Here is a 20,269-nt window from a genome sequence, read left to right as displayed (position 1 = left end):
GTAGAGGTAGACTGTTTCGACTTTGGCGTCGGGTCGCATCATGGTCGGCGGGCTCCGGAAAGAAATCGGGAGCACAGCATCCGGGATCAGTTGAGCGCTTTGAATGTGGGGTTCATGGAGCGCTTACAATGGAATCGAGAATTTCCGATTCACTGTCACGTGCTATCTCGGACGACGGTTGACTAGCGACTTCAGCTTGAGGGCCCTTCGGGCCATGCGGATTATATCCCAGCGTAATTTCCAGGTCATTTAATTCCGCTGGCGACGCTAGAACACCATAAGTGCTCGAAACAGTGTATTTTTTGGTGAGCGAGCAGCTGAATGTATTTTGCCGTTCCGGAACATAGCCGTCGTGATGGACATCGCCCCCCGGAATCAGCGAATTACCCTGAGCATCATAAGAGTTCAAAAAATGGAATGTCGGATGGCCGTAACAATCTGCCGTCAACCTCATACTGGGTTGACCAGACTCAGACTCTACGTATTCCAATTTAATGGAACGATCGTTGAATATGTAAGAAAACCCGTCTATCGACATATGCACAGTCTCGCCATGCCGCTGCAGAGGAAAATCGAAATACACGTCAGGTCCAAGGGTGGCCGCGCTCTCAATGACTGCACTTTTAGGCAAACCTTGAGCATCGAATTCATAGAGCCAATCACGAAGATATGTGACAAGTGATTTCGCCATCCAGGGCAGAAAAACGCGTTTACCCTGATACAAAACAACCGCAGAAGTTTGGTCATCGAGAAGCCAAGGAAACTCTTCAGGGAAAGTCGGTGCACCACTATTGCGCATTTTAACGAACATCAACACTGCACCATTTTCATCACCCTGAACCTTTCCTTGCGTACGCGCGTAAAACGATTCGGGCTGCATGAACGGGTTAGCGGTATTCTCCGGCAATGCACCTAAGGTGTAACGCCGCTGTTCATCGGCAAGGCCCTCGAAATAGATCTTGAACAGGTTGCCGACCCGTAATTGTTCGTCCTCGTTATCAACATGCATTAGGCGAAAGTCACTACTATGGCGTAAGTCCATGATGAGTTCGCCGCCTTTGGCGACACTGATCGGAGTCTCTGGCAACTTAACATCCAACATCAGCTCTGGCCCCTGCACGGGGCTGAGGTACTCAATCTTGCGGGCGTACCAATTACCATTGACCAGCTTTTGCGTCACGATATTGCCGCCCACCACACTCATGCGCAAACGGCCGCGGGAATCGGTGATGTCAGCGTTCTCGAATGAGAGCCGCGGTTTATCTAACAGTATACTTTCAAGGCGAGTGCGCTCTTCCGTGCCATCTGTGGTGAAGCTCACCGGGTTAAGGTAGCTGTTGGAGTTGTACCGGGCGATATAATTCTGCAGCAATAACTTGTTGACCATCTTGCGATCGAAGACAGCGATCGAACCCCAAGCATTGAGCCGGTCTTTTTCGCCTAGCCATTGCATTACTTGTTCGTAGTTCATGTATTCGCCCTCGCCGGGTTGTGTGTCCAGGCCGCCTAGGCTGCCCGCCTCGTCAAGGTATATAAGGAATTCCTGGCGCCGAAAACTGGCAGAATTACCAGGTGGGCGGGGTGGTGCTGGGCCCGCCCTGGCTGGAAATCCCCCAGCCCTGCGGGCTGCGCTGGCGCGCGCCGCCACCCTCTGTAGGAGCGGGCTTGCCCCGCGAACACCGGCGCAGCCGGTGCCATCGACCTCATCGCCTGCTTCGCGGGCAAGCCCGCTCCCACAGGGGATTGCGTTCTGATGTAGGAGCAGGCTTGCCTGCGATAGGGCCGCCAAGGAAGGGAAAAAATCAGAAAACAATAAAATTCAGGAACGAAAAAAGGCCCCGAAGGGCCTTGATTCTAGCCTTGCGAAATACTTCGCAAAGGCCTTATTGGAGCGGGAAACGAGACTCGAACTCGCGACCCCGACCTTGGCAAGGTCGTGCTCTACCAACTGAGCTATTCCCGCATATTTGAAGCTACCGTACCGCACTTAGACGCCACAGTTTAGAAAACTGGAGCGGGAAACGAGACTCGAACTCGCGACCCCGACCTTGGCAAGGTCGTGCTCTACCAACTGAGCTATTCCCGCAAATGGCGTCCCCTAGGGGACTCGAACCCCTGTTACCGCCGTGAAAGGGCGGTGTCCTAGGCCACTAGACGAAGGGGACACACAACACTTTTCAGTGCACCAGAACCTGAACCTCACGGTTCAACCTGGATTTTCTTTTCCTGCCTCGCCGAAGCGCTGCTGGAGAAACTGGAGCGGGAAACGAGACTCGAACTCGCGACCCCGACCTTGGCAAGGTCGTGCTCTACCAACTGAGCTATTCCCGCAATTTGGCGTCCCCTAGGGGACTCGAACCCCTGTTACCGCCGTGAAAGGGCGGTGTCCTAGGCCACTAGACGAAGGGGACACGCTGCTAGCATTGCTGCTTGCTTTCACTCCCTGCCGCGTTTCGCTGTGTGCTTTACGCTGCAAGTGGCGCGCATTCTATGGATGCTTGGAAGGGTCGTCAACCCCTTTGTAGAAATTTATTTAAATCAATGACTTCCGGGTGGGTTGGGGGTGCAGATGTGGGGTCGGTGGCCGATATAGAAAGCGGCATGGCTGTGCCGGCCCTTTCGTGGGGCAAGCCCGCGCCTACACGCAAAGGGCCGGAGCCGCTGTTCGTCCCAAGGCGAACTCACTACACTCTAAGGGTGTAATTCTTCTTCAATGAGGCGTTAACGGTGACACCACTTCTGATCACCCTGCTTATCGTGGCGGGTATCGCGTTGCTGATCGTGATCGGCTACCTCAACAATGTGGTCGAGAACAGCAAGCTTGAACGGGCGCGGCTGAAGATCGAACTGGCCGACCGTGTGCGCCGCTGTGGCGAAATCACCGAGACCTTCCCCGGCCAGTTCATGACCCCGGGGCTGAAACGGCTGCTGGCGCGCCTGGAGCTGAACCTCAATCAGCGCCAGTTGGCGCTGGACAAGCACAACGCCAGCCTCAAGGCCCGCATTGCCGAGCTGGAAGGCCAGGTGGCCCTGGGCGACAAGATTGCCGTCAACAACCCGCCCTGCCCTATCCAGACCGAAGCCAAGGCCAAGGACGTGCGCTTCCTGCTCGAAGCCCTGCACACGCAGATCGTCAAGGGCACCCAGGAGAACGTGCTGCAAACCGCCGAGGGCAAGCAGTGGGTGAAGGAGATTCGCCACATCCTGGTGCTGTTGCACATCGAGTTCTTCAATAACCTCGGCCAGCAGGCCCTGCAGCAGGAACAGCCCGGGCAGGCGCGGCTGGCCTTCGAGCGTGGCGTGCAGTATTTGCGCAAGCAGCCGGAGCCGAAGGTGTATGAGGAGCAGTTGAGGTATCTGGAGAAATTGCTGGCCCGCGCCAATGCCCAGGTGCTGGACAAGATGGAGCCGGCGGATAACGAGCAGAACGAATTGACCGAAGGGCTCAAGACCGATGAGGACGAGACCTGGAAGAAGCGGGTTATTTATGATTGAGGGGTGAGCCTGGGCCGGCCCTTTCGCGGGGCAAGCCCGATCCTACAGGGGGAATGCGTCCTTTGTAGGAGCGGGCTTGCCCCGCGAAGAGGCCAGCCCAGGCAACACACCATCAGCAGTCAGTCAGTTCCAGAAAGATCGCCACCAACCGCTCCAACCCCACCTGATCCGCCTCACTGAACCGCCCAAGCTTCGGGCTATCCAGGTCCAGCACACCAATCAACCGGCCATCCTTCACCAGCGGAATCACCAGCTCGCTGTTCGACGCACTGTCGCAAGCGATATGCCCGGGAAACGCATGCACATCTTCCACCCGCTGGGTCTGCCGGGTGGCCGCCGCCGCCCCGCACACACCCCTGCTGAACGGAATGCGCACGCAGGCCACCTGGCCCTGGAACGGGCCCAGCACCAGTTCTTCGTTGCGGTTGAGGTAGAACCCCGCCCAGTTCAGGTCATCCACCTGGTTGTAGAGAAACGCCGAGAACTGCGCGGCATTGGCGATGAAGTCGCGCTCGTCGGCGAACAGCGCCTGCACTTGCGCCGCCAGCAGGTGGTAGCCATCGAGGCCAGCGCCACTGGCATTGAGGTCGATCATGTTTACTTTTGCTCCAGCAATTGCAGCCCAACCCAGTAGCGGGCGAACTGATAGGCACAACGGCCATTACGGTTGCCGCGCCCGGTTGCCCAGCGCACGGCGAGAATTTCCAGGGCTTCGTCACGTTGCCAGGCCAGGCCCGCCGGGCGGGCCAGCTGGCCGATCCAGTGCTCGACCACGTCAAGGAAGTGCTCCTGGCTGAACGGGTAGAACGACAGCCACAGGCCAAAACGGTCGGACAGGGCGATTTTATCTTCCACCGCCTCGTTGGGGTGCAGCTCGCCGTCGACCATCTTCCAGTTTTCGTTGTCGCTCTGTTTTTCCGGCACCAGGTGGCGGCGGTTGGAGGTGGCGTACAGCAGCACGTTGTCCGGGGCTTGCTCCAGCGAGCCGTCGAGCACGCTCTTGAGCACCCGGTAATCGCCCTCCCCGGCTTCGAACGAGAGGTCGTCGCAGAACAGGATGAAGCGTTGGGGCAGCTTCTGCAGCTGTTCAACGACACGCGGCAGGTCGGCCAGGTGGTCGCGCTCGATTTCGATCAGGCGCAGGCCTTGGCCGGCATGCTCGGCCAGCAGGGCGCGCACCAGCGACGATTTACCCGTGCCGCGCGAGCCCCACAGCAAGGCGTGGTTGGCGGGCATGCCGTTGATGAACTGGTGGGTGTTGCGGCCCAGTTGCTCGCGCTGTTTGTCCACGCCGATCAGGTCGGTCAGGCGGATGTCCAGGCTCACTTCCAGCGGCATCAGGTAGCCACTGCGGCCATCGCGCTGCCAGCGGGCGGCCAGGGTGGTGTTCCAGTCGATGTCCGGGCGCGGTGCCGGCAACAGGGGTTCAAGGCGCGCCAGTACCGATTCGGCGCGTTCCAGGAAAGCATTCAAGCGAGCGTCCATGAGGACTCCTACAAATTTCAGTTATGGGGGCCTGCGCTGCCCATCGCGGGTCAAGCCCGCTCCTGCAGGCGCAGCGGCCCCTGTTTGGTAATCAACTGAAATGAACAGACAGACCCGCCAGCAGCCGTGGCTATTCGGCTATGCTTGCGCAGCGCAAGGAACGTGGAACCGGCTCGGGACTCATGGATATCAAGTTCACCAATCGCCTGTCATACAAGCAAGCCCGGTTGACAGTCCTGGTCGGCTTCATCCTGGGTACATTGCTCAGTCTCATCCAGATCGGCATCGATTATGCCAGCGAAGACGCATCCATCAACCGCGAAGTGCGCGCGTTGCTGCAAATCAGCCATAACCCGGCCTCGCGCATCGCCTACAACATCGATTCGGAACTGGCCCTGGAGCTGACCCGCGGCCTGCTGCAATCCCCAGCCATCGTTCGCGCCCAGCTGATCGACAACAACGAAACCGTGCTGGCCGATGTACAGCGCCCGCCCCTGCAAGACCGCTACCGCCCCTTGAGCGATTTCCTGTTCGGTGAGCAGCGCCAGTTCAAGGAACGCCTGTACCTCACCCACATGCCCGAGGAATACCTGGGCACCCTGTACCTGGACGTCGACACCTACGCCTTTGGCAGCCGCTTCCTCGACCGCGCCGGCATCACCCTGCTCAACGGTTTCGCCCGTAGCCTGGTGCTCACCGGCATCCTCCTGGCGTTGTTCCACATGCTGCTGACCAAGCCACTGGTGACGGTAATCAGCGCCCTCACCAGCCGCGATCCGCGCCAGCCCGGGCAAACCCGGGTGGACTGCCCGCCGGGGCACGAACTGGACGAGATCGGCGTGCTGGTGAAGGTGGCCAACCAGCAGTTCGTCAGCATGTCGACCGAAATCCAGCAGCGGCGCACCGCGGAAAACCGCCTGACCCAGTACCTCAACGAGCTGGAAGACATCGTTTCGGCGCGCACCGACGAGCTCAAGGCCAGCAACAGCCGCCTGAGCCAGTCCAACCAGGAACTGGACGACGCCCGCCAGCGCGCCCTGGACATGGCTCAGGCGCGGGCGGCCTTCCTGGCCAACATGAGCCACGAAATCCGCACGCCGCTCAATGGCATGCTCGGCATGATCGCCCTGGCCCTGGACAGCCCGCTGGCCGGCGAGCAACGCCAACAACTGGCAATCGCCCACGACTCGGGCAAGGTGCTGGTGGAACTGCTCAACGATATCCTCGACCTGTCCAAGTTCGATGCCGGCCAGCTGGAGCTGGAGCGCATTCCGTTCGACCTCGGCGCCATGGTCGAAGACACCGCCAACCTGCTGTCGCAAAATGCCGCCCAGGGGGTGGAACTGACCTGCCTGGTGGCTGCCGACTTCCCAAGCTCGGTACTGGGCGACCCCACGCGGGTGCGCCAGGTCATCAGCAATTTGCTGTCCAACGCCTTGAAGTTCACCCGTGTTGGCCGCGTTGACGTGCGCCTGTCGACCATCGTTGGCGGCGTGCGCCTGGAAGTGCGCGACACCGGCATCGGCATTCCCGAGGACGCCCAGGCGCGCATCTTCCAGCCCTTCACCCAGGCCGGTGCCGGCATCACCCGCCAATATGGCGGCACCGGCCTGGGCCTGGCCCTGACGCGCAACCTGTGCAAGGCCATGCACGGCCACTTGAACATTCAGTCGCAGCCAGGCGCAGGCAGCCGCTTTGCCGCCGACCTGCCGCTGGCCACCCACACCGAGGCGGTGGCCCCTGCGCCGCTACAGGGCCGGGTGGCAGCCCTGAGCACGGCCGGCAGCGGCTTGAGCGAGCTGCTGCAAGGCCTGCTGCCCGGCTGGGGGCTGAGCTACCAGCGCCACGACGACCCCGCCGCGCTGCCCCAGGCCACCCCCGACCTGCTGATTACCGACGACCTGGAGCACCTGTTCCAGCTGCGCCCGGCGCTGAAGGTGCCGATTCTGCTGGTGACCGCCTACGGCAACTTCCTGCCCAGCGAGCAGTCGGCGCAATTGGCACCGCTGCACCAGCTGGCCCGCCCACTGGCGCGCAATGCCCTGTACCAAACCCTGCGCCGCACCCTGCAGGGCCATGCGCCGGAGCACCCGCTGGCCACTCCGCAACTGACCGCCGCCGAGGGCCGGGCGCGCATTCTGCTGGTGGAGGACAACCCGGTGAACCAGCTGGTGGCCAAGGGCATGCTGGCCAAGCTCGGCTGCCAGGTGCAGGTCGCCACCCAGGGCGTCGAGGCCCTGGAATGGCTGGAACAGGAAGACTTCGACCTGGTGCTGATGGACTGCAACATGCCGGTGATGGATGGCTACGAGGCCAGCCGGCGCATCCGCCAGAGCGGGCGCTGGACCGACCTGCCGATCGTTGCCCTCACCGCCAACGCCATGCCCGAGGAACGCGAGCGTTGCCGCGCCGCGGGCATGAACGACTACCTGGCCAAGCCGTTTCGCCGCGAGGAGCTGCTGGCGCTGATCGACCATTGGGTGCCGGTCAGCGGCTGAGCAGGCGCTCGATGTCGGCTTCCAGGGCCTGGGGTTTGGTGGTGGGCGCATAGCGCGTCACCTTGCCGCTGGCCGGGTCGACCAGGAACTTGGTGAAGTTCCACTTGATCTTCTGCCAGCCCAGCAAGCCCGGCGCACGCTGCTTGAGTTCGACGAACAGCGGGTGCGCGCCCGGCCCGTTGACCTCCACCTTGCGCATCAGCGGGAAGCTGACACCGAAGTTCAGCTCGCAGAACTGGGCAATTTCGCCGGCATCGCCCGGCTCCTGCTTGCCGAACTGGTTGCAGGGAAAGCCCAGCACCACCAGGCCGCGCTCGCGGTGGGCCTGCCACAGCTGCTCAAGGCCTTTGTACTGCGGGGTGAAGCCGCACTGGCTGGCGGTGTTGACCACCAGCAGCGCCTTGCCGGCGAAATCGGCCAGAGTTTTCTGCTCACCGCCCAGGGTCACGCAGGGGATGTCCAGCATCGAGGCGGCCATGCTCAGGCTCCGTCGCGGGGCTGGAAGTCCAGGCACACCGAGTTGATGCAGTAGCGCAGGCCGGTGGGCGGCGGGCCGTCGGGGAACACGTGGCCCAGGTGGGCGTCGCACTGGGCGCAGGTGACCTCGGTGCGGATCATGCCGTGGGAGGTGTCGCGGATTTCGACCATGGCGCTGGCCTCGATGGGGGCATAGAAGCTCGGCCAGCCGCAGCCGGAGTCGAACTTGGTGTGCGAGTCGAACAGCGCCAGGCCACAGCAGATGCAGGTGTACACGCCGGCGCGGCGCTCGCTGTTGTACTTGCCGCTGAACGGCCGTTCGGTGCCCTTCAGGCGGCACACTTGATACTGGGCGGGGTCGAGCATTTCACGCCACTGGTCAAGCGTCTTTTCAATCTTTTGCATGGGGGAACCTCGGCAGGCTGAATTTCACCTCGCGCCGTCTTTTCCCTGGCGCGGGTGGCACGTATATTAGTTGGCTTCGTGTGCAAGGCTTCCAGTCTGGCACCCGCGCCTCGCCCTTTCAAACCTTTCGACGGCGGCGCGCCGCGTATTCTCAATCGGGATCACATCATGCAGTTCAGCAAATCGAACAAGCTCGCCAATGTCTGCTACGACATTCGCGGCCCGGTGCTCAAGCACGCCAAACGCCTGGAAGAGGAAGGCCACCGCATCCTCAAGCTGAACATCGGCAACCCGGCGCCCTTTGGCTTCGAGGCACCGGACGAAATTCTCCAGGATGTGATCCGCAACCTGCCGACCGCCCAGGGCTACAGCGACTCCAAGGGCCTGTTCAGCGCGCGCAAGGCGGTGATGCAGTACTGCCAGCAGAAGGAAATCGAAGGCGTCACCATCGAGGACATCTACCTCGGCAACGGCGTGTCCGAGCTGATCGTGATGTCGATGCAGGCGCTGCTCAACAATGGCGACGAGGTGCTGATTCCAGCCCCCGACTACCCACTGTGGACCGCCGCCGTGAGCCTGGCCGGTGGCAAGCCGGTGCACTACCTGTGCGACGAGCAGGCCGACTGGTTCCCTGACCTTGCCGACATCAAGGCCAAGATCACCCCGAACACCAAGGCCCTGGTAATCATCAACCCGAACAACCCAACGGGCGCGGTGTACTCCAAGGAGCTGCTGCTGGGCATGCTGGAGCTGGCGCGCCAGCACAACCTGGTGGTGTTCTCCGACGAGATCTACGACAAGATCCTCTACGACGAAGCCGTGCACATCAGCACCGCCTCGCTGGCTCCAGACCTGCTGTGCCTGACCTTCAACGGCTTGTCCAAGTCGTACCGGGTGGCGGGCTTCCGTTCCGGCTGGCTGATTATCTCCGGGCCCAAGCACCACGCGCAGAGCTACATCGAAGGCATCGACATGCTGGCCAACATGCGCCTGTGCGCCAACGTGCCGGCCCAGCATGCGATTCAAACGGCGCTGGGTGGCTACCAGAGCATCAACGACCTGGTGCTGCCGCCAGGGCGCCTGCTGGAGCAGCGCAACCGCACCTATGAGCTGCTGAACGATATTCCTGGCGTCAGCTGCGTGAAGCCGATGGGCGCGCTGTATGCGTTCCCGCGGATCGACCCGAAAGTGTGCCCGATTCTCAACGACGAGAAATTCGCCCTCGACCTGCTGCTGTCGGAAAAGCTGCTGATCGTGCAGGGCACGGCGTTCAACTGGCCGTGGCCAGACCACTTCCGCGTGGTGACCTTGCCGCGGGTGGATGACCTGGAAGCGGCGATTGGGCGGATTGGCAATTTCCTGCGTACCTATTCGCAGTAATGGCCTCATCGCGAGCTTTGCTCGCTCCTACGGCACAGGTGAACCCCTGGTAGGAGCGAGCGCAGCTCGCGATGCGCCGCACTGCGGCGCCCCTTCACCAATTCTTACATCCTGCAACGCTCTATCCCACAGCCCCCGCACCATCCTCTGCCATACTGCGCCGTACACAGTTTGTAATAGTCGCCCGATTGAATCGGCGCGGCCGGCACCTTATATACCCCGCAGTAAGCAATGACTCATCCGTCAGGAGAACGTAACAACCATGATGCGCATTCTGTTGTTTGTAGCCACCAACCTCGCGGTGGTGCTGGTTGCAAGCATTACCCTGAGCCTGTTCGGTTTCAACGGGTTCATGGCCGCCAACGGGGTTGACCTGAACCTCAGCAGCCTGCTGGTGTTCTGCGCCGTGTTCGGCTTTGCCGGCTCCCTGGTTTCGCTGTTCATCTCCAAGTGGATGGCGAAGATGTCCACCGGCACCCAGATCATCACCCAGCCGCGCACCCGCCACGAGCAGTGGCTGTTGCAAACGGTGGAGGAGCTGTCGCGCGAGGCCGGCATCAAGATGCCCGAGGTGGGTATTTTCCCGGCCTACGAGGCCAACGCCTTCGCCACCGGCTGGAACCGCAACGACGCCCTGGTGGCCGTGTCCCAGGGCCTTCTGGAGCGCTTCTCGCCCGATGAAGTGCGCGCCGTGCTGGCCCACGAGATCGGCCACGTGGCCAATGGCGACATGGTCACCCTGGCGCTGGTGCAGGGCGTGGTGAACACCTTCGTGATGTTCTTCGCCCGCATCATCGGCAACTTCGTCGACAAGGTGATTTTCAAGAACGAGGAAGGCCAGGGCATCGCCTACTACGTGGCCACCATCGTTGCCGAACTGATTTTGGGCATTCTGGCCAGCATGATCGTCATGTGGTTCTCGCGCCGCCGCGAATACCGCGCCGACGAAGCCGGCGCCCAACTGGCCGGCACCGCCGCCATGATCGGCGCCCTGCAGCGCCTGCGCGTGGAGCAAGGCCTGCCGGTGCACATGCCGGACACCATGAAGGCCTTCGGCATCAACGGTGGCCTCAAGCACGGCCTGGCCGGCCTGCTGATGAGCCACCCGCCGCTGGAAGAGCGCATCGAGGCCCTGCGCCGCCGCGGTTGATCCACAGGGTCCTTTCGCGGGGCCCGCTCCTACAAAAAACACCCCCTTTTGTTTGTAGGAGCGGGCTTGCCCCGCGAAGAGGCCAGCACAGGCCACCCCCCCACTCAAAACGCTACGAGATACACCCGCTCCAACACACTGGCCACCCCAGCCTGCAGAAATTTCGGGCTCTCGTCGATCACTTCCCGCTCTTCCAGCCGCTGCACCCGCCCCCCGGCATACCCCGCACGCACCTCATCATCCGACACCGAGAACGGCGGCCCATCGACCAACTGCTGGTCGTAAACCATGGTCAGCAACACCCCCTTGCACCCCGCCGGCAACACCTTGGCCAAATGCGCCATGTAGCGCCCACGCATCTCCAGTGGCAAGGCAATCACCGCCGCCCGGTCATACAGCCCCTGGCAATCGGCAAGGTCTTCGGCCCGCAGGGCAAAAAAATCGCCGCACCAAACCTCGATAGCGCCACTGCGCCACACCTCGAACGCCCCCTGCTGCGCCACCTCAGGCTGCAGCCCCTGCTCACGGAAAAAGTCTTCCACCGCCAGGCGCGACAGCTCCACCCCCACCACCCGATGCCCCTGCTCCGCCAGCCAGGCCATGTCCAGGCTCTTGCCGCACAGCGGCACCAGCACGCGGCTGCCCGCCGCCAGCCCCAGGGTGGGCCAATGCGCCTGCAGGAAAGGGTTTACGTCCGTGCGGTGAAAACCGATCTGGTTGTTGGCCCAACGCTTTTGCCAGAACGCAGCTTCCATGATTACTCCTGATTTTTAGATGGGTTTAGGGTAAAACTTGGTTTGGATTTCGATGTTTAGTTGGCCGAAGATGATGACATCTTAAACCTCAGGACCCCAACCATGTTGCCCAGCCTGTTCATTTCCCACGGTTCCCCCATGCTCGCCCTGCAGCCCGGCGCCAGCGGGCCGGCCCTGGCCGCCCTGGCCCGCGCCCTGCCCCGGCCCAAGGCGGTGGTGGTGGTGTCGGCGCACTGGGAAAGCCGTGAGCTGCTGGTAACCGGCAGCGCCCACCCTGAAACCTGGCACGACTTCCATGGCTTCCCGCCGGCGCTGTATGCCGTGCAGTACCCGGCGCCGGGCGAGCCTGCACTGGCTGGGCAGGTCAGCGAGCTGCTGAACGCGGCCGGCCTGCCTGCGCGCCTGGATGCACAGCGGCCATTCGACCATGGCGCCTGGGTGCCGCTGTCGCTGATGTACCCGCAGGCGGATATTCCGCTGATTCAGGTGTCCTTGCCCAGCCAGGCGGGGCCGGCCCTGCAGCTGAAGGTGGGCCAGGCGCTGGCGGGGTTGCGCAGTGAAGGCATTCTGCTGGTGGGCTCGGGGAGCATTACCCACAACCTGGGTGAATTGGACTGGCATGCCGGGCCAGAGGTGATCGAGCCTTGGGCGTTGGCGTTTCGGGACTGGGTGGTGCAGCGGCTGCAAGCGGATGACCAGGCGGCCTTGCTGGATTACCGGAAACAGGCGCCGTTTGCGGTGCGCAACCACCCCAGTGATGAGCATTTGCTGCCGTTGTACTTTGCCTTGGGGGCTGGGGGGCGGTTTGGCGTGGTGCATCAGGGGTTTACCCTGGGGGCGCTGGGGATGGACATTTATCGGTTCGGCTGAAGATCGCTATCGCGAGCTGCGCTCGCTCCTACCAGGGCGGTGGCGTTTTCATTGGCAAAAAAATCCCCGACCTAGGCCGGGGATTTTTTTATTGCTTCAGGATCAATCTTCGCGGTAACGGCGCAGCTTCAGCTGCTTGCCGGCAACGCGGGTGTCCTTCAGCTTGGTCAGCAGACGCTCCAGGCCATCTTCCGGCAGCTCGATCAGGCTGAAGCTGTCGCGCACCTGGATGCGGCCGATGGCGTCGCGGGCCAGGCCGCCTTCGTTGAGGATCGCGCCCAGCAGGTTCTTGGCGGCGATGCCGTCACGGGCACCCAGGGCAGTGCGGCAACGCACGCGGCCTTCGGCCAGCGGCAGTGGCGCACGACGCTCGCGCTCACCACGGTCACCACGGTCGCTGCGCTCACCGCGCTCGGTACGTTCGCCGCGTGGGGCGAAGCTTGGTACCAGCGGTTGCTCGCGTTCAACGGTGGCCAGGTCCAGCGCTTGGCCGTTGGTGGCCTTGCGCAGCAGGGCCGAAGCCAGGGCACGGGCGCTGCAGCCCAGGTCAGCGGTCAGGCGGTCGAACAGCTCGCCATGGGTGGCTTCTGCTTCGGCCACCAGCGGCGCCAGGCTGTTGGTCAGCTTCTTGATGCGGGCGTCCAGCACGGCCTGGGCGTTCGGCAGGCGGGCTTCGGCCACTTTCTGGCCGGTAACGCGCTCGATCACCTGCAGCATGCGGCGCTCACGCGGGGTGACCAGCAGCAGCGCACGGCCATCGCGACCGGCACGGCCGGTACGGCCGATACGGTGAACGTAGGACTCTGGGTCGTACGGCATGTCGACGTTGAACACGTGGGTGATGCGCGGTACGTCCAGGCCACGGGCAGCGACGTCGGTGGCGACGACGATGTCCAGGCGGCCATCCTTGAGCGAGTCGATGACGCGCTCACGCTGGTTCTGGGCGATGTCGCCGTTCAGCGCGGCAGCCTTGTAGCCTTTGGCTTCCAGCGCGGCGGCCAGGTCCAGGGTGGCTTGCTTGGTACGCACGAAGGCGATCAGCGCGTCGAACTCTTCCACTTCCAGCAGGCGCAGCACAGCCGGGATCTTCTGGTCGGCGTGCACCATCAGGTGCGCCTGGTCGATCGCGGTAACGGTCTGGGTCTTGCTCTGGATCTTGACGTGCTTAGGCTCGCGCAGGTGGCGTTCGGCGATCGAGCGGATCGACGACGGCAGGGTCGCGGAGAACAGCACGGTCTGGCGGCTGGCCGGGATGGCATCGAAGATCACTTCGAGGTCGTCCATGAAGCCCAGCTTGAGCATTTCGTCGGCTTCGTCCAGCACCAGGTACTGCACGGTGGACAGGACTTTTTCGTCACGACGCAGGTGGTCGCACAGGCGGCCTGGGGTAGCGACGACGATTTGCGCGCCGTTGCGGATGGCCCGCAGCTGCGGGCCCATCGGGGCACCGCCGTAAACGGCCACGACGTTCACGCCTGGCATCTGCTTGGCGTAGGTTTCGAAAGCGGTAGCAACTTGCAGCGCCAACTCACGGGTTGGCGCCAGGATCAGGGCTTGCGGTTCGCGCTTGCTCACATCGATCTTGTTGAGGATCGGCAGGGCGAAGGCAGCGGTCTTGCCGGTGCCAGTCTGCGCCTGGCCGATCATGTCGTGACCGGCGAGGATGATCGGGATCGATTGTTGCTGAATGGCCGACGGCTCTTCATAGCCGGTAGCCAGGACGGCAGCAACAATGTTCGGGTTCAGATCGAGAGCGGCGAAGCCGCCGGTTTCCTGGGTCATGGGTCTGCCTCTAGGTGCATCCGCAAAGACCCATGCTCCAAAGCTGCACATGCCTTGAAAGACCGGAACGGTCACCCAGGCAGCTTTGGCGGCGGGGATTTGCGAAAACGATTGAAAAAGAATACGTGGGAAGGTCCGCCTAGCGGACGTGCAGCCGAAGCTGGACTCGGAGGATTTGCACCACCTGATTTTGAGGTCCGCTAAAAGACCGGCGCGTACTATACCCGAATTAATGAGGGGGGGGTGAGTAAATTTTTCTGGCCGCTTGGCCAGTATCGCGCCATCAACTGGCCAGGGCTGAATCGTTTTTCTGGAAGCCCGCAGTGCCGCCCCTGTAGGAGCGAGCGCAGCTCGCGATGGGCTGCAGAGCAGTCCCGGCGTGATGAGCCGCGAAGCTGAATCCCTGGGGCCGCTGCGCGCCCCATCGCGAGCTACGCTCGCTCCTACCGAAGAGCGGCGCAGGCCCAGGCCTTCAGCTAGCCGGCCGAATCTCGCCAATCAGCCCATCCAGGCTATACCCCAACCGCGGCGCCAACGCCTCGGCCCGTGCGCGCAAGCCGTCAAGGTCCAGCGCCTGCTCCAGGTCCGCCGGCACCAGCAGGATCACATTGCCCTCCTTCACCGGCAATTCCCAGTAATGCCGGTGGTACAGCCCACGCAACAGCGCCGCCCCCAGCGGCTTGCCGTCATCGGTGGCCCACTGGTTTATCACCAGCCAGCCGCCAGGGTTGAGCTGCTGCTGGCAGCTTTCAAGGAAGTTCCACGCCAGGTGGCCAACCCCCGGCCCATGGTCGGTGTACAGGTCGACGAACAACAGGTCGGCTTTTTCTGCCGTGGGCAGCAGCTCCAGGGCATCGCCAATGCGCACGTACAGCCGTGGGTCGTCATCCAGCCCCAGGTATTGCATGGCCAGGCGCGGCACGTCGGGGCGCAGCTCGATGGCCTCGATGTCGTCCAGCGGCAGGAATTTCATGCACGCCTGGGTCAGGGTGCCGGCGCCCAGGCCCAGGAACAGCGCACTTTCCGGCTGCGCATGGCACAGCGCACCCACCAGCATGGCGCGGGTGTAGTCGTACTCCAGCCAGCTGGGGTCGGCGGTGAACACGCAGCTCTGCTCGATGGCATCGCCGAACTCAAGGAAGCGGTAGTCGTCCACCTCGTACACGCTGACCACGCCAAAGGCATCCTCGACCCGGGCCAACAGCTTCTCTTCCCGCTCCGTCGTCATCTACCTGCCACTCACCCGCGCAAAAACGCGCATTGTCCGCCAACGCCCTGGATGCAACAAGCGCCGCGCCACTGCTACCATGGCAAACAGCCTATAACGAACCCTTCGAGCCCGTGATGAACCGACCGTGGAGCCCCGACAGCTGGCGTGCCCTGCCGATCCAGCAGCAACCGACCTACCCCGACGCCGCGCACCTGCTCAAAGTGGAGCAAACCCTGGCCAGCTACCCGCCGCTGGTGTTCGCCGGCGAAGCCCGCGAGCTGCGCCGGCAGTTTGCCGAGGTCACCGAGGGCCGTGCCTTCCTGCTGCAGGGCGGCGACTGCGCCGAAAGCTTCGCCGAGTTCTCGGCGGCGAAGATTCGCGACACCTTCAAGGTGCTGCTGCAAATGGCCATTGTCATGACCTTTGCCGCCGGCTGCCCAGTGGTCAAGGTGGGGCGCATGGCCGGGCAGTTCGCCAAGCCGCGCTCCTCGGGCGATGAAACCATCGGCAACGTCACCCTGCCGGCGTACCGTGGTGACATCGTCAACGGTATCGGCTTCGACGAAAAAAGCCGCATCCCGGACCCCGAGCGCCTGCTGCAGGCCTACCACCAGGCCACCGCCAGCCTCAACCTGCTGCGCGCCTTCGCCCAGGGCGGTTTTGCCGACCTGCACCAGGTGCACAAGTGGAACCTGGACTTCATCGCCAACTCGGCGCTGGCCGACAAGTACCACCAGCTGGCCAACCGCATCGACGAAACCCTGGCCTTCATGCGCGCCTGCGGCCTGGACAACGCGCCGCAACTGCGCGAAACCAGTTTCTTCACCGCCCACGAGGCGCTGCTGCTCAACTATGAAGAAGCCTTCGTGCGCCAGGACAGCCTGACCGGCGACTACTACGACTGTTCGGCGCACATGCTGTGGATTGGCGACCGCACCCGCCAGCTCGATGGTGCCCACGTCGAGTTCCTGCGCGGTGTACACAACCCGATTGGGGTCAAGGTCGGCCCCAGCATGGACCCTGAGGAGCTGATTCGCCTGATCGACACGCTCAACCCGGCCAACGACCCCGGGCGCCTGAACCTGATCGTGCGCATGGGTGCGGGCAAGGTCGGCACCCACCTGCCAGGGCTGATCCGCACGGTGCAGCGCGAAGGGCGCAAGGTGCTGTGGAGTTCCGACCCGATGCACGGCAACACCATCAAGGCCAGCAGCGGCTACAAGACCCGCGACTTTGCGCAGATCCTCGACGAGGTGAAGCAGTTCTTCCAGGTGCACCAGGCCGAGGGCAGCCATGCCGGCGGCATTCATATCGAAATGACCGGGCAGAACGTGACCGAGTGCATCGGCGGCGCCCGGCCGATCACCGAAGACGCCCTGTCAGACCGTTACCACACCCACTGCGACCCGCGCATGAACGCCGACCAGTCACTGGAGCTGGCTTTCCTGATCGCTGAAACCCTCAAGCAAGTGCGGCGCTGAGCAAGGCCGCGCGCAACTGGCTGCCCTCGGCGCGGGGGCAGTTCAGCTGTACCCGCTCAAGGCCCAGCCACCGGGCCAGGCGCAACAGGTTCACGGCCAGGGCCTGGTAGCCCTCCTCGTCCAGGGCTTCAGGCTGCGCGTGCACGGCATGCACGGCCAGTTGCCCCTGGGCGCGTTCGGCGCGCAGGTCCAGCCGGGCGGCGATACGTTCGCGGTACAGAAAAGGCAGCACGTAGTAGCCGTACACCCGCTTGTGCGCCGGGGTGTAGATTTCCAGGCGGTAGTGAAAGTCGAACAGCCGCTCGGTGCGGTTGCGCTCCCAAACCAGCGAATCGAATGGCGACAACAGCGCACTGGCCGCTAGGCGCCGGGGAATGCGTGGCGTGCCGGCGCAGTAGCCGGGCTGCTTCCAACCCTGGACTTGCACCGGCTGCAGGCGGCCATCGGCGACCAGTTCGGCCAGCGCCGCCCTGCCCTGCCCCGGCTCCAGCCGAAAGTAATCGCGCAGGTCGCGCTCGGTGGCCACGCCCAGGGCGCTGGCGGCATGCAGCATCAGCCCTTGATGCGCCTCGGCCTCGCCGGGCAGCGGCTGGTCAAGAATGGCCTTGGGCAGCACCCGCTCCGGCACATCGTACAGTCGTTCGAAACCGCGCCGGCCCGCCACGGTCACTTCACCGGCCGCGAACAGCCACTCCAGGGCGAGTTTTTCCGCGCTCCAGTCCCACCAGGGACCGGCCCGTTCCTGGCGGGTGGACAGGCTGCCCGCACCCAGGGCGCCCTGCTCGCGCACAGCGGCCAGTACCCGGGCGATCACCGCTGGGTGTTCACGGCCAAATTGCGCCAGCTGGCGGTAGATGCCACGGCCCTCGGCGGCATGGGCCATGCGCCAGCGCAGCAGGGGGTAGAGGTTGAGCGGCAGCAGCGAGGCTTCGTGGCCCCAGTATTCGAACAGTTGGCGCTGGCGGCCACGGCCCCAGGCAAGTTGGTCGAGCAAGGGCATGGGGTAGTCGCCCAGGCGTGAGAACAGCGGCAGGTAGTGGGAGCGGACCACGGCGTTGACCGAGTCGATCTGCACCACGCCCAGGCGGTTCAACATGCGTTTGAGGGCGGGCAGGGTCGAGCCGGGCTGCTTGCCGAATCCTTGGGCGGACAGGGCCAGGCGGCGGGCCTGGTGGTTGGACAGCTCTAGGGGCAAACCTGATCTCCTTGCGGTGCCTGATGCGGCCCTTTCGCGGGGCAAGCCCGCTCCTACAGGGATGCGTGCGATGCTTGTAGGAGCGGGCTTGCCCCGCGAAAGGGCCCTTAAAGGTGTAGCCTACTTACGCAACGGATCATCCCAAAAATGCCGATCCGCCTCTTGCTGAATATCCGCCCGGCTCAACCCCAGGTCATGCAAGGTCGCATCACTGAGGCTGGCCAGCTCATCACGCTGGCGGTGCAACTGCAACCAACGCACCGGGCGCTGCAGCGCTGCGTGCCACAGGTGGTTCAGGGAAAAGGCAGGTTGCTGGGTGCTGCTGGCATGACCTTTCATCGTGAAGCCCTCCGTGTTGATGGCTTCAGTCTCTGCCCAGGCATAAGATCAATCCAACGAATGTTTCTGATGCCATGCATCTCGGAGATTGATGCAATGTCCCAGTACCAGAGCCTCGATGCCGACGTGCTGCGCACCTTCGTCGCCATCGCCGAGCAAGGCGGCTTCACCCGCGCCGGGGAAGTGGTCAACCGCACCCAGTCGGCGGTCAGCATGCAGATGAAACGCCTGGAAGAAGACATCCTGCAGCGCCAGCTGTTCGAACGCGAAGGCCGCCAGGTGCGGCTCACCGCCGAAGGCCAGGTGCTGCTGGGCTATGCGCGGCGCATCCTCAAGCTGCATGGCGAGGTGTTCAACACCCTGCGCATGCCGCACATGGTCGGCCTGGTGCGCATCGGCACCCCCGACGACTACGCTATGCGCTTCTTGCCCACCATTCTGTCGAGCTTCGCCCAGGCCTACCCGCTGGTGCAGGTGGAGGTGCATTGCGATTCGTCCAAACAACTGATGCTGCGCCAGGACCTGGACCTGACCATCGTCACCCGCGAGCCGGGCAACGAAGTGGGCCAGCTGCTGCGCCAGGAACGCCTGGTATGGGCCGCCGCCGAAGGCTTCTGCCCCCAGGAGCAAAGGCCGATGCCGTTGGCACTGTTCAACACCGACTGTTTCTGCCGCGCCTGGACTTGCAATGCCCTGGAGGCCCAGGGCATCGACTACCGCATCGCCTACACCAGCCCAAGCCTGGCGGCGATTTTCGCCATCGTCAGCGCAGGGCTTGCGGTGACGGCGCAATTGCAAAGCCTGGTGGGCGGCCATATCCGCATCCTTGGCGAAAGCGATGGCCTGCCGCAGCTGCCAGTGGCCAACGTGATGCTGCTGCGCAACAGCCAAAGCCAGTCACCGATCACCGATTGCATGGCTGACTACATCGTCGAAGGGTTCATGTAACTGGCGGCCACGCCGCTGTCACAATTCAAACCCCAACATCACCGCACACACCACCAGAAACACACAGAACATCGCCCGCAACACTTTCTCTGGCAACGCATGGGCCAATTTCACCCCCCAGCTGATGCTGAGCAACCCACCCACCGCCAATGGAATGCCCACGCCCCAATCGACACTCTGGTGCACCCCATAGGTGACCAAGGTCACCAGGGTGCTGGGCGCCGCCAGCGCCAGCGACAGCCCTTGCGCCACCACCTGGGTAGTGCCGAACACCGAGGTCAGGATCGGCGTGGCCACCACCGCCCCGCCCACACCGAACAGCCCGCCCATGGTGCCGGCAAAACCACCCAGCACGCCCAGCCATGGCCAGGCATAGCGCAGCTCGGCGCTGGGCGGCGCCACCTTGAGGAACATCCGCACCACGTTCCAGACCGCCAGCGCCACCAGGAAGCCGACAAAGCCCAGGCGCATGGACTGGGCATCGATACCCACCGCCCACATCGACCCCAGCCAGGCAAACAGGAAACTGCACAGCGACAGCGGCACGGCATGGCGCAGCTCGATGCGGTTGCGCTGGTGATAGCGCCACAGCGCCAGCAGCACGTTTGGCACCACCATCACCAGCGCCGTGCCCTGGGCCAGTTGCTGGTCGAGCCCGAACAGTACCCCTAGCGCCGGAATGGCGATCAAGCCGCCGCCGATGCCAAACAAACCACCCATCGTGCCCAGGCCCGCGCCCAGCACCACATACAACAACCACTCGATCATCAGGGCCTCGTCCGCCAGCTGTTTTGAATGC

At 63.2% G+C, this 20,269-nt stretch carries 18 protein-coding genes and 5 tRNA genes; 7 read left to right on the top strand and 16 right to left on the bottom strand.

The features are described from left to right. Positions 1-112 precede the first annotated feature (112 nt). The 6 genes from F3J44_RS26140 to F3J44_RS26115 form a co-directional block, all read right to left on the bottom strand. On the bottom strand, positions 113-1,471 hold the full coding sequence (locus F3J44_RS26140) for a hypothetical protein (protein ID WP_167277333.1): 1,359 nt from the start codon (positions 1,469-1,471) through the stop codon (positions 113-115). 416 nt (positions 1,472-1,887) lie between these two features. After that, positions 1,888-1,963, bottom strand: a tRNA-Gly gene (locus F3J44_RS26135). 47 nt (positions 1,964-2,010) lie between these two features. Further along, positions 2,011-2,086, bottom strand: a tRNA-Gly gene (locus F3J44_RS26130). A gap of 3 nt (positions 2,087-2,089) precedes the next feature. Next, positions 2,090-2,165, bottom strand: a tRNA-Glu gene (locus tag F3J44_RS26125). 90 nt (positions 2,166-2,255) lie between these two features. Next, positions 2,256-2,331, bottom strand: a tRNA-Gly gene (locus F3J44_RS26120). Between the two features lie 4 nt (positions 2,332-2,335). Then, a tRNA-Glu gene (locus F3J44_RS26115) sits at positions 2,336-2,411 on the bottom strand. Between the two features lie 316 nt (positions 2,412-2,727). On the opposite strand from F3J44_RS26115, the gene F3J44_RS26110 reads away from it, so the two are divergent. Beyond that, a complete protein-coding gene (locus F3J44_RS26110; RefSeq protein WP_167277331.1) occupies positions 2,728-3,495 on the top strand; it encodes a hypothetical protein in 768 nt (255 codons plus the stop codon). Between the two features lie 112 nt (positions 3,496-3,607). Here F3J44_RS26110 and F3J44_RS26105 read toward each other — a convergent pair whose 3' ends face one another. Together F3J44_RS26105 and F3J44_RS26100 are read right to left on the bottom strand one after the other, a co-directional pair. Continuing rightward, positions 3,608-4,090 carry a GAF domain-containing protein gene (locus F3J44_RS26105; protein ID WP_167277329.1) on the bottom strand — a complete coding sequence of 161 codons (483 nt, stop codon included), beginning with the start codon at positions 4,088-4,090 and terminating at the stop codon, positions 3,608-3,610. A 2-nt stretch (positions 4,091-4,092) separates the two neighbouring features. Further along, on the bottom strand, positions 4,093-4,980 hold the full coding sequence (locus tag F3J44_RS26100; protein WP_167058311.1) for an ATP-binding protein: 888 nt from the start codon (positions 4,978-4,980) through the stop codon (positions 4,093-4,095). 182 nt (positions 4,981-5,162) lie between these two features. Between F3J44_RS26100 and F3J44_RS26095 the strand changes: the two genes are divergently transcribed. Beyond that, positions 5,163-7,478 carry a response regulator gene (locus F3J44_RS26095; protein ID WP_240158530.1) on the top strand — a complete coding sequence of 772 codons (2,316 nt, stop codon included), beginning with the start codon at positions 5,163-5,165 and terminating at the stop codon, positions 7,476-7,478. Here F3J44_RS26095 and F3J44_RS26090 read toward each other — a convergent pair. Further along, the gene (locus F3J44_RS26090; protein ID WP_167277325.1) at positions 7,468-7,956 is read right to left on the bottom strand and encodes a glutathione peroxidase; all 489 of its coding nucleotides are present in this window, start codon (positions 7,954-7,956) and stop codon (positions 7,468-7,470) included. The genes F3J44_RS26095 and F3J44_RS26090 overlap by 11 nt on opposite strands. Positions 7,957-7,958: 2 nt before the next feature. Next, a complete protein-coding gene (gene msrB / locus F3J44_RS26085; protein ID WP_167058320.1) occupies positions 7,959-8,360 on the bottom strand; it encodes a peptide-methionine (R)-S-oxide reductase MsrB in 402 nt (133 codons plus the stop codon). 168 nt (positions 8,361-8,528) lie between these two features. On the opposite strand from msrB, the gene F3J44_RS26080 reads away from it, so the two are divergent. Beyond that, entirely contained in the window at positions 8,529-9,740 is a 1,212-nt protein-coding gene (locus F3J44_RS26080; RefSeq protein ID WP_167058323.1) for a pyridoxal phosphate-dependent aminotransferase, read from the top strand. Between the two features lie 262 nt (positions 9,741-10,002). Then, positions 10,003-10,890: a protease HtpX gene (htpX, locus tag F3J44_RS26075; RefSeq protein ID WP_167058326.1), complete on the top strand. Its 888-nt coding sequence runs from the start codon at positions 10,003-10,005 to the stop codon at positions 10,888-10,890. A 104-nt stretch (positions 10,891-10,994) separates the two neighbouring features. Here the strand turns inward: htpX and F3J44_RS26070 are convergent, their stop codons facing one another. After that, a complete protein-coding gene (locus tag F3J44_RS26070) occupies positions 10,995-11,645 on the bottom strand; it encodes a thiopurine S-methyltransferase (protein WP_167277324.1) in 651 nt (216 codons plus the stop codon). Between the two features lie 102 nt (positions 11,646-11,747). Between F3J44_RS26070 and F3J44_RS26065 the strand changes: the two genes are divergently transcribed. After that, complete coding sequence (locus F3J44_RS26065; protein WP_167277323.1) at positions 11,748-12,515, top strand: class III extradiol ring-cleavage dioxygenase; 768 nt, start codon at positions 11,748-11,750, stop codon at positions 12,513-12,515. 102 nt (positions 12,516-12,617) lie between these two features. Here F3J44_RS26065 and F3J44_RS26060 read toward each other — a convergent pair whose 3' ends face one another. Next, on the bottom strand, positions 12,618-14,297 hold the full coding sequence (locus F3J44_RS26060; protein WP_167058335.1) for a DEAD/DEAH box helicase: 1,680 nt from the start codon (positions 14,295-14,297) through the stop codon (positions 12,618-12,620). A 472-nt stretch (positions 14,298-14,769) separates the two neighbouring features. Continuing rightward, positions 14,770-15,525: a spermidine synthase gene (locus F3J44_RS26055; protein ID WP_167277321.1), complete on the bottom strand. Its 756-nt coding sequence runs from the start codon at positions 15,523-15,525 to the stop codon at positions 14,770-14,772. A gap of 116 nt (positions 15,526-15,641) precedes the next feature. Here F3J44_RS26055 and F3J44_RS26050 point away from each other — a divergent pair, with 116 nt between their 5' ends. Continuing rightward, complete coding sequence (locus F3J44_RS26050) at positions 15,642-16,988, top strand: class II 3-deoxy-7-phosphoheptulonate synthase (protein WP_167277320.1); 1,347 nt, start codon at positions 15,642-15,644, stop codon at positions 16,986-16,988. Here F3J44_RS26050 and F3J44_RS26045 read toward each other — a convergent pair. Then, positions 16,969-18,183 carry a winged helix-turn-helix domain-containing protein gene (locus tag F3J44_RS26045; RefSeq protein WP_167277319.1) on the bottom strand — a complete coding sequence of 405 codons (1,215 nt, stop codon included), beginning with the start codon at positions 18,181-18,183 and terminating at the stop codon, positions 16,969-16,971. The two genes, F3J44_RS26050 and F3J44_RS26045, sit on opposite strands and share 20 nt — an antisense overlap. Positions 18,184-18,303: 120 nt before the next feature. Beyond that, on the bottom strand, positions 18,304-18,522 hold the full coding sequence (locus F3J44_RS26040; RefSeq protein ID WP_167277317.1) for a DUF1127 domain-containing protein: 219 nt from the start codon (positions 18,520-18,522) through the stop codon (positions 18,304-18,306). Between the two features lie 96 nt (positions 18,523-18,618). Here F3J44_RS26040 and F3J44_RS26035 point away from each other — a divergent pair, with 96 nt between their 5' ends. After that, entirely contained in the window at positions 18,619-19,470 is an 852-nt protein-coding gene (locus F3J44_RS26035; RefSeq protein WP_167058350.1) for a LysR substrate-binding domain-containing protein, read from the top strand. 18 nt (positions 19,471-19,488) lie between these two features. Here the strand turns inward: F3J44_RS26035 and F3J44_RS26030 are convergent, their stop codons facing one another. Beyond that, positions 19,489-20,238 carry a sulfite exporter TauE/SafE family protein gene (locus tag F3J44_RS26030; RefSeq protein ID WP_167277316.1) on the bottom strand — a complete coding sequence of 250 codons (750 nt, stop codon included), beginning with the start codon at positions 20,236-20,238 and terminating at the stop codon, positions 19,489-19,491. Between the last annotated feature and the right edge of the window lie 31 nt (positions 20,239-20,269).

It is taken from the genome of Pantoea sp. Tr-811, from assembly GCF_011752535.1.
Classification (GTDB): domain Bacteria; phylum Pseudomonadota; class Gammaproteobacteria; order Pseudomonadales; family Pseudomonadaceae; genus Aquipseudomonas.
Note: the sequence above shows the minus strand (reverse complement) of the source record. Positions and strands in the feature narration are given on the sequence as shown.

Coding starts and splice junctions, on each gene's coding strand:
- F3J44_RS26070 (WP_167277324.1), bottom strand. CDS start 11,645: ATGGAAGCTGCGTTCTGGCAAAAGCGTTGGGCCAACAACCAGATCGGT.
- F3J44_RS26050 (WP_167277320.1), top strand. CDS start 15,642: ATGAACCGACCGTGGAGCCCCGACAGCTGGCGTGCCCTGCCGATCCAG.
- F3J44_RS26040 (WP_167277317.1), bottom strand. CDS start 18,522: ATGAAAGGTCATGCCAGCAGCACCCAGCAACCTGCCTTTTCCCTGAAC.
- F3J44_RS26030 (WP_167277316.1), bottom strand. CDS start 20,238: ATGATCGAGTGGTTGTTGTATGTGGTGCTGGGCGCGGGCCTGGGCACG.
- F3J44_RS26090 (WP_167277325.1), bottom strand. CDS start 7,956: ATGGCCGCCTCGATGCTGGACATCCCCTGCGTGACCCTGGGCGGTGAG.
- F3J44_RS26100 (WP_167058311.1), bottom strand. CDS start 4,980: ATGGACGCTCGCTTGAATGCTTTCCTGGAACGCGCCGAATCGGTACTG.
- F3J44_RS26095 (WP_240158530.1), top strand. CDS start 5,163: ATGGATATCAAGTTCACCAATCGCCTGTCATACAAGCAAGCCCGGTTG.
- F3J44_RS26035 (WP_167058350.1), top strand. CDS start 18,619: ATGTCCCAGTACCAGAGCCTCGATGCCGACGTGCTGCGCACCTTCGTC.
- F3J44_RS26060 (WP_167058335.1), bottom strand. CDS start 14,297: ATGACCCAGGAAACCGGCGGCTTCGCCGCTCTCGATCTGAACCCGAAC.
- msrB (WP_167058320.1), bottom strand. CDS start 8,360: ATGCAAAAGATTGAAAAGACGCTTGACCAGTGGCGTGAAATGCTCGAC.
- F3J44_RS26105 (WP_167277329.1), bottom strand. CDS start 4,090: ATGATCGACCTCAATGCCAGTGGCGCTGGCCTCGATGGCTACCACCTG.
- htpX (WP_167058326.1), top strand. CDS start 10,003: ATGATGCGCATTCTGTTGTTTGTAGCCACCAACCTCGCGGTGGTGCTG.
- F3J44_RS26140 (WP_167277333.1), bottom strand. CDS start 1,471: ATGAACTACGAACAAGTAATGCAATGGCTAGGCGAAAAAGACCGGCTC.
- F3J44_RS26080 (WP_167058323.1), top strand. CDS start 8,529: ATGCAGTTCAGCAAATCGAACAAGCTCGCCAATGTCTGCTACGACATT.
- F3J44_RS26065 (WP_167277323.1), top strand. CDS start 11,748: ATGTTGCCCAGCCTGTTCATTTCCCACGGTTCCCCCATGCTCGCCCTG.
- F3J44_RS26055 (WP_167277321.1), bottom strand. CDS start 15,525: ATGACGACGGAGCGGGAAGAGAAGCTGTTGGCCCGGGTCGAGGATGCC.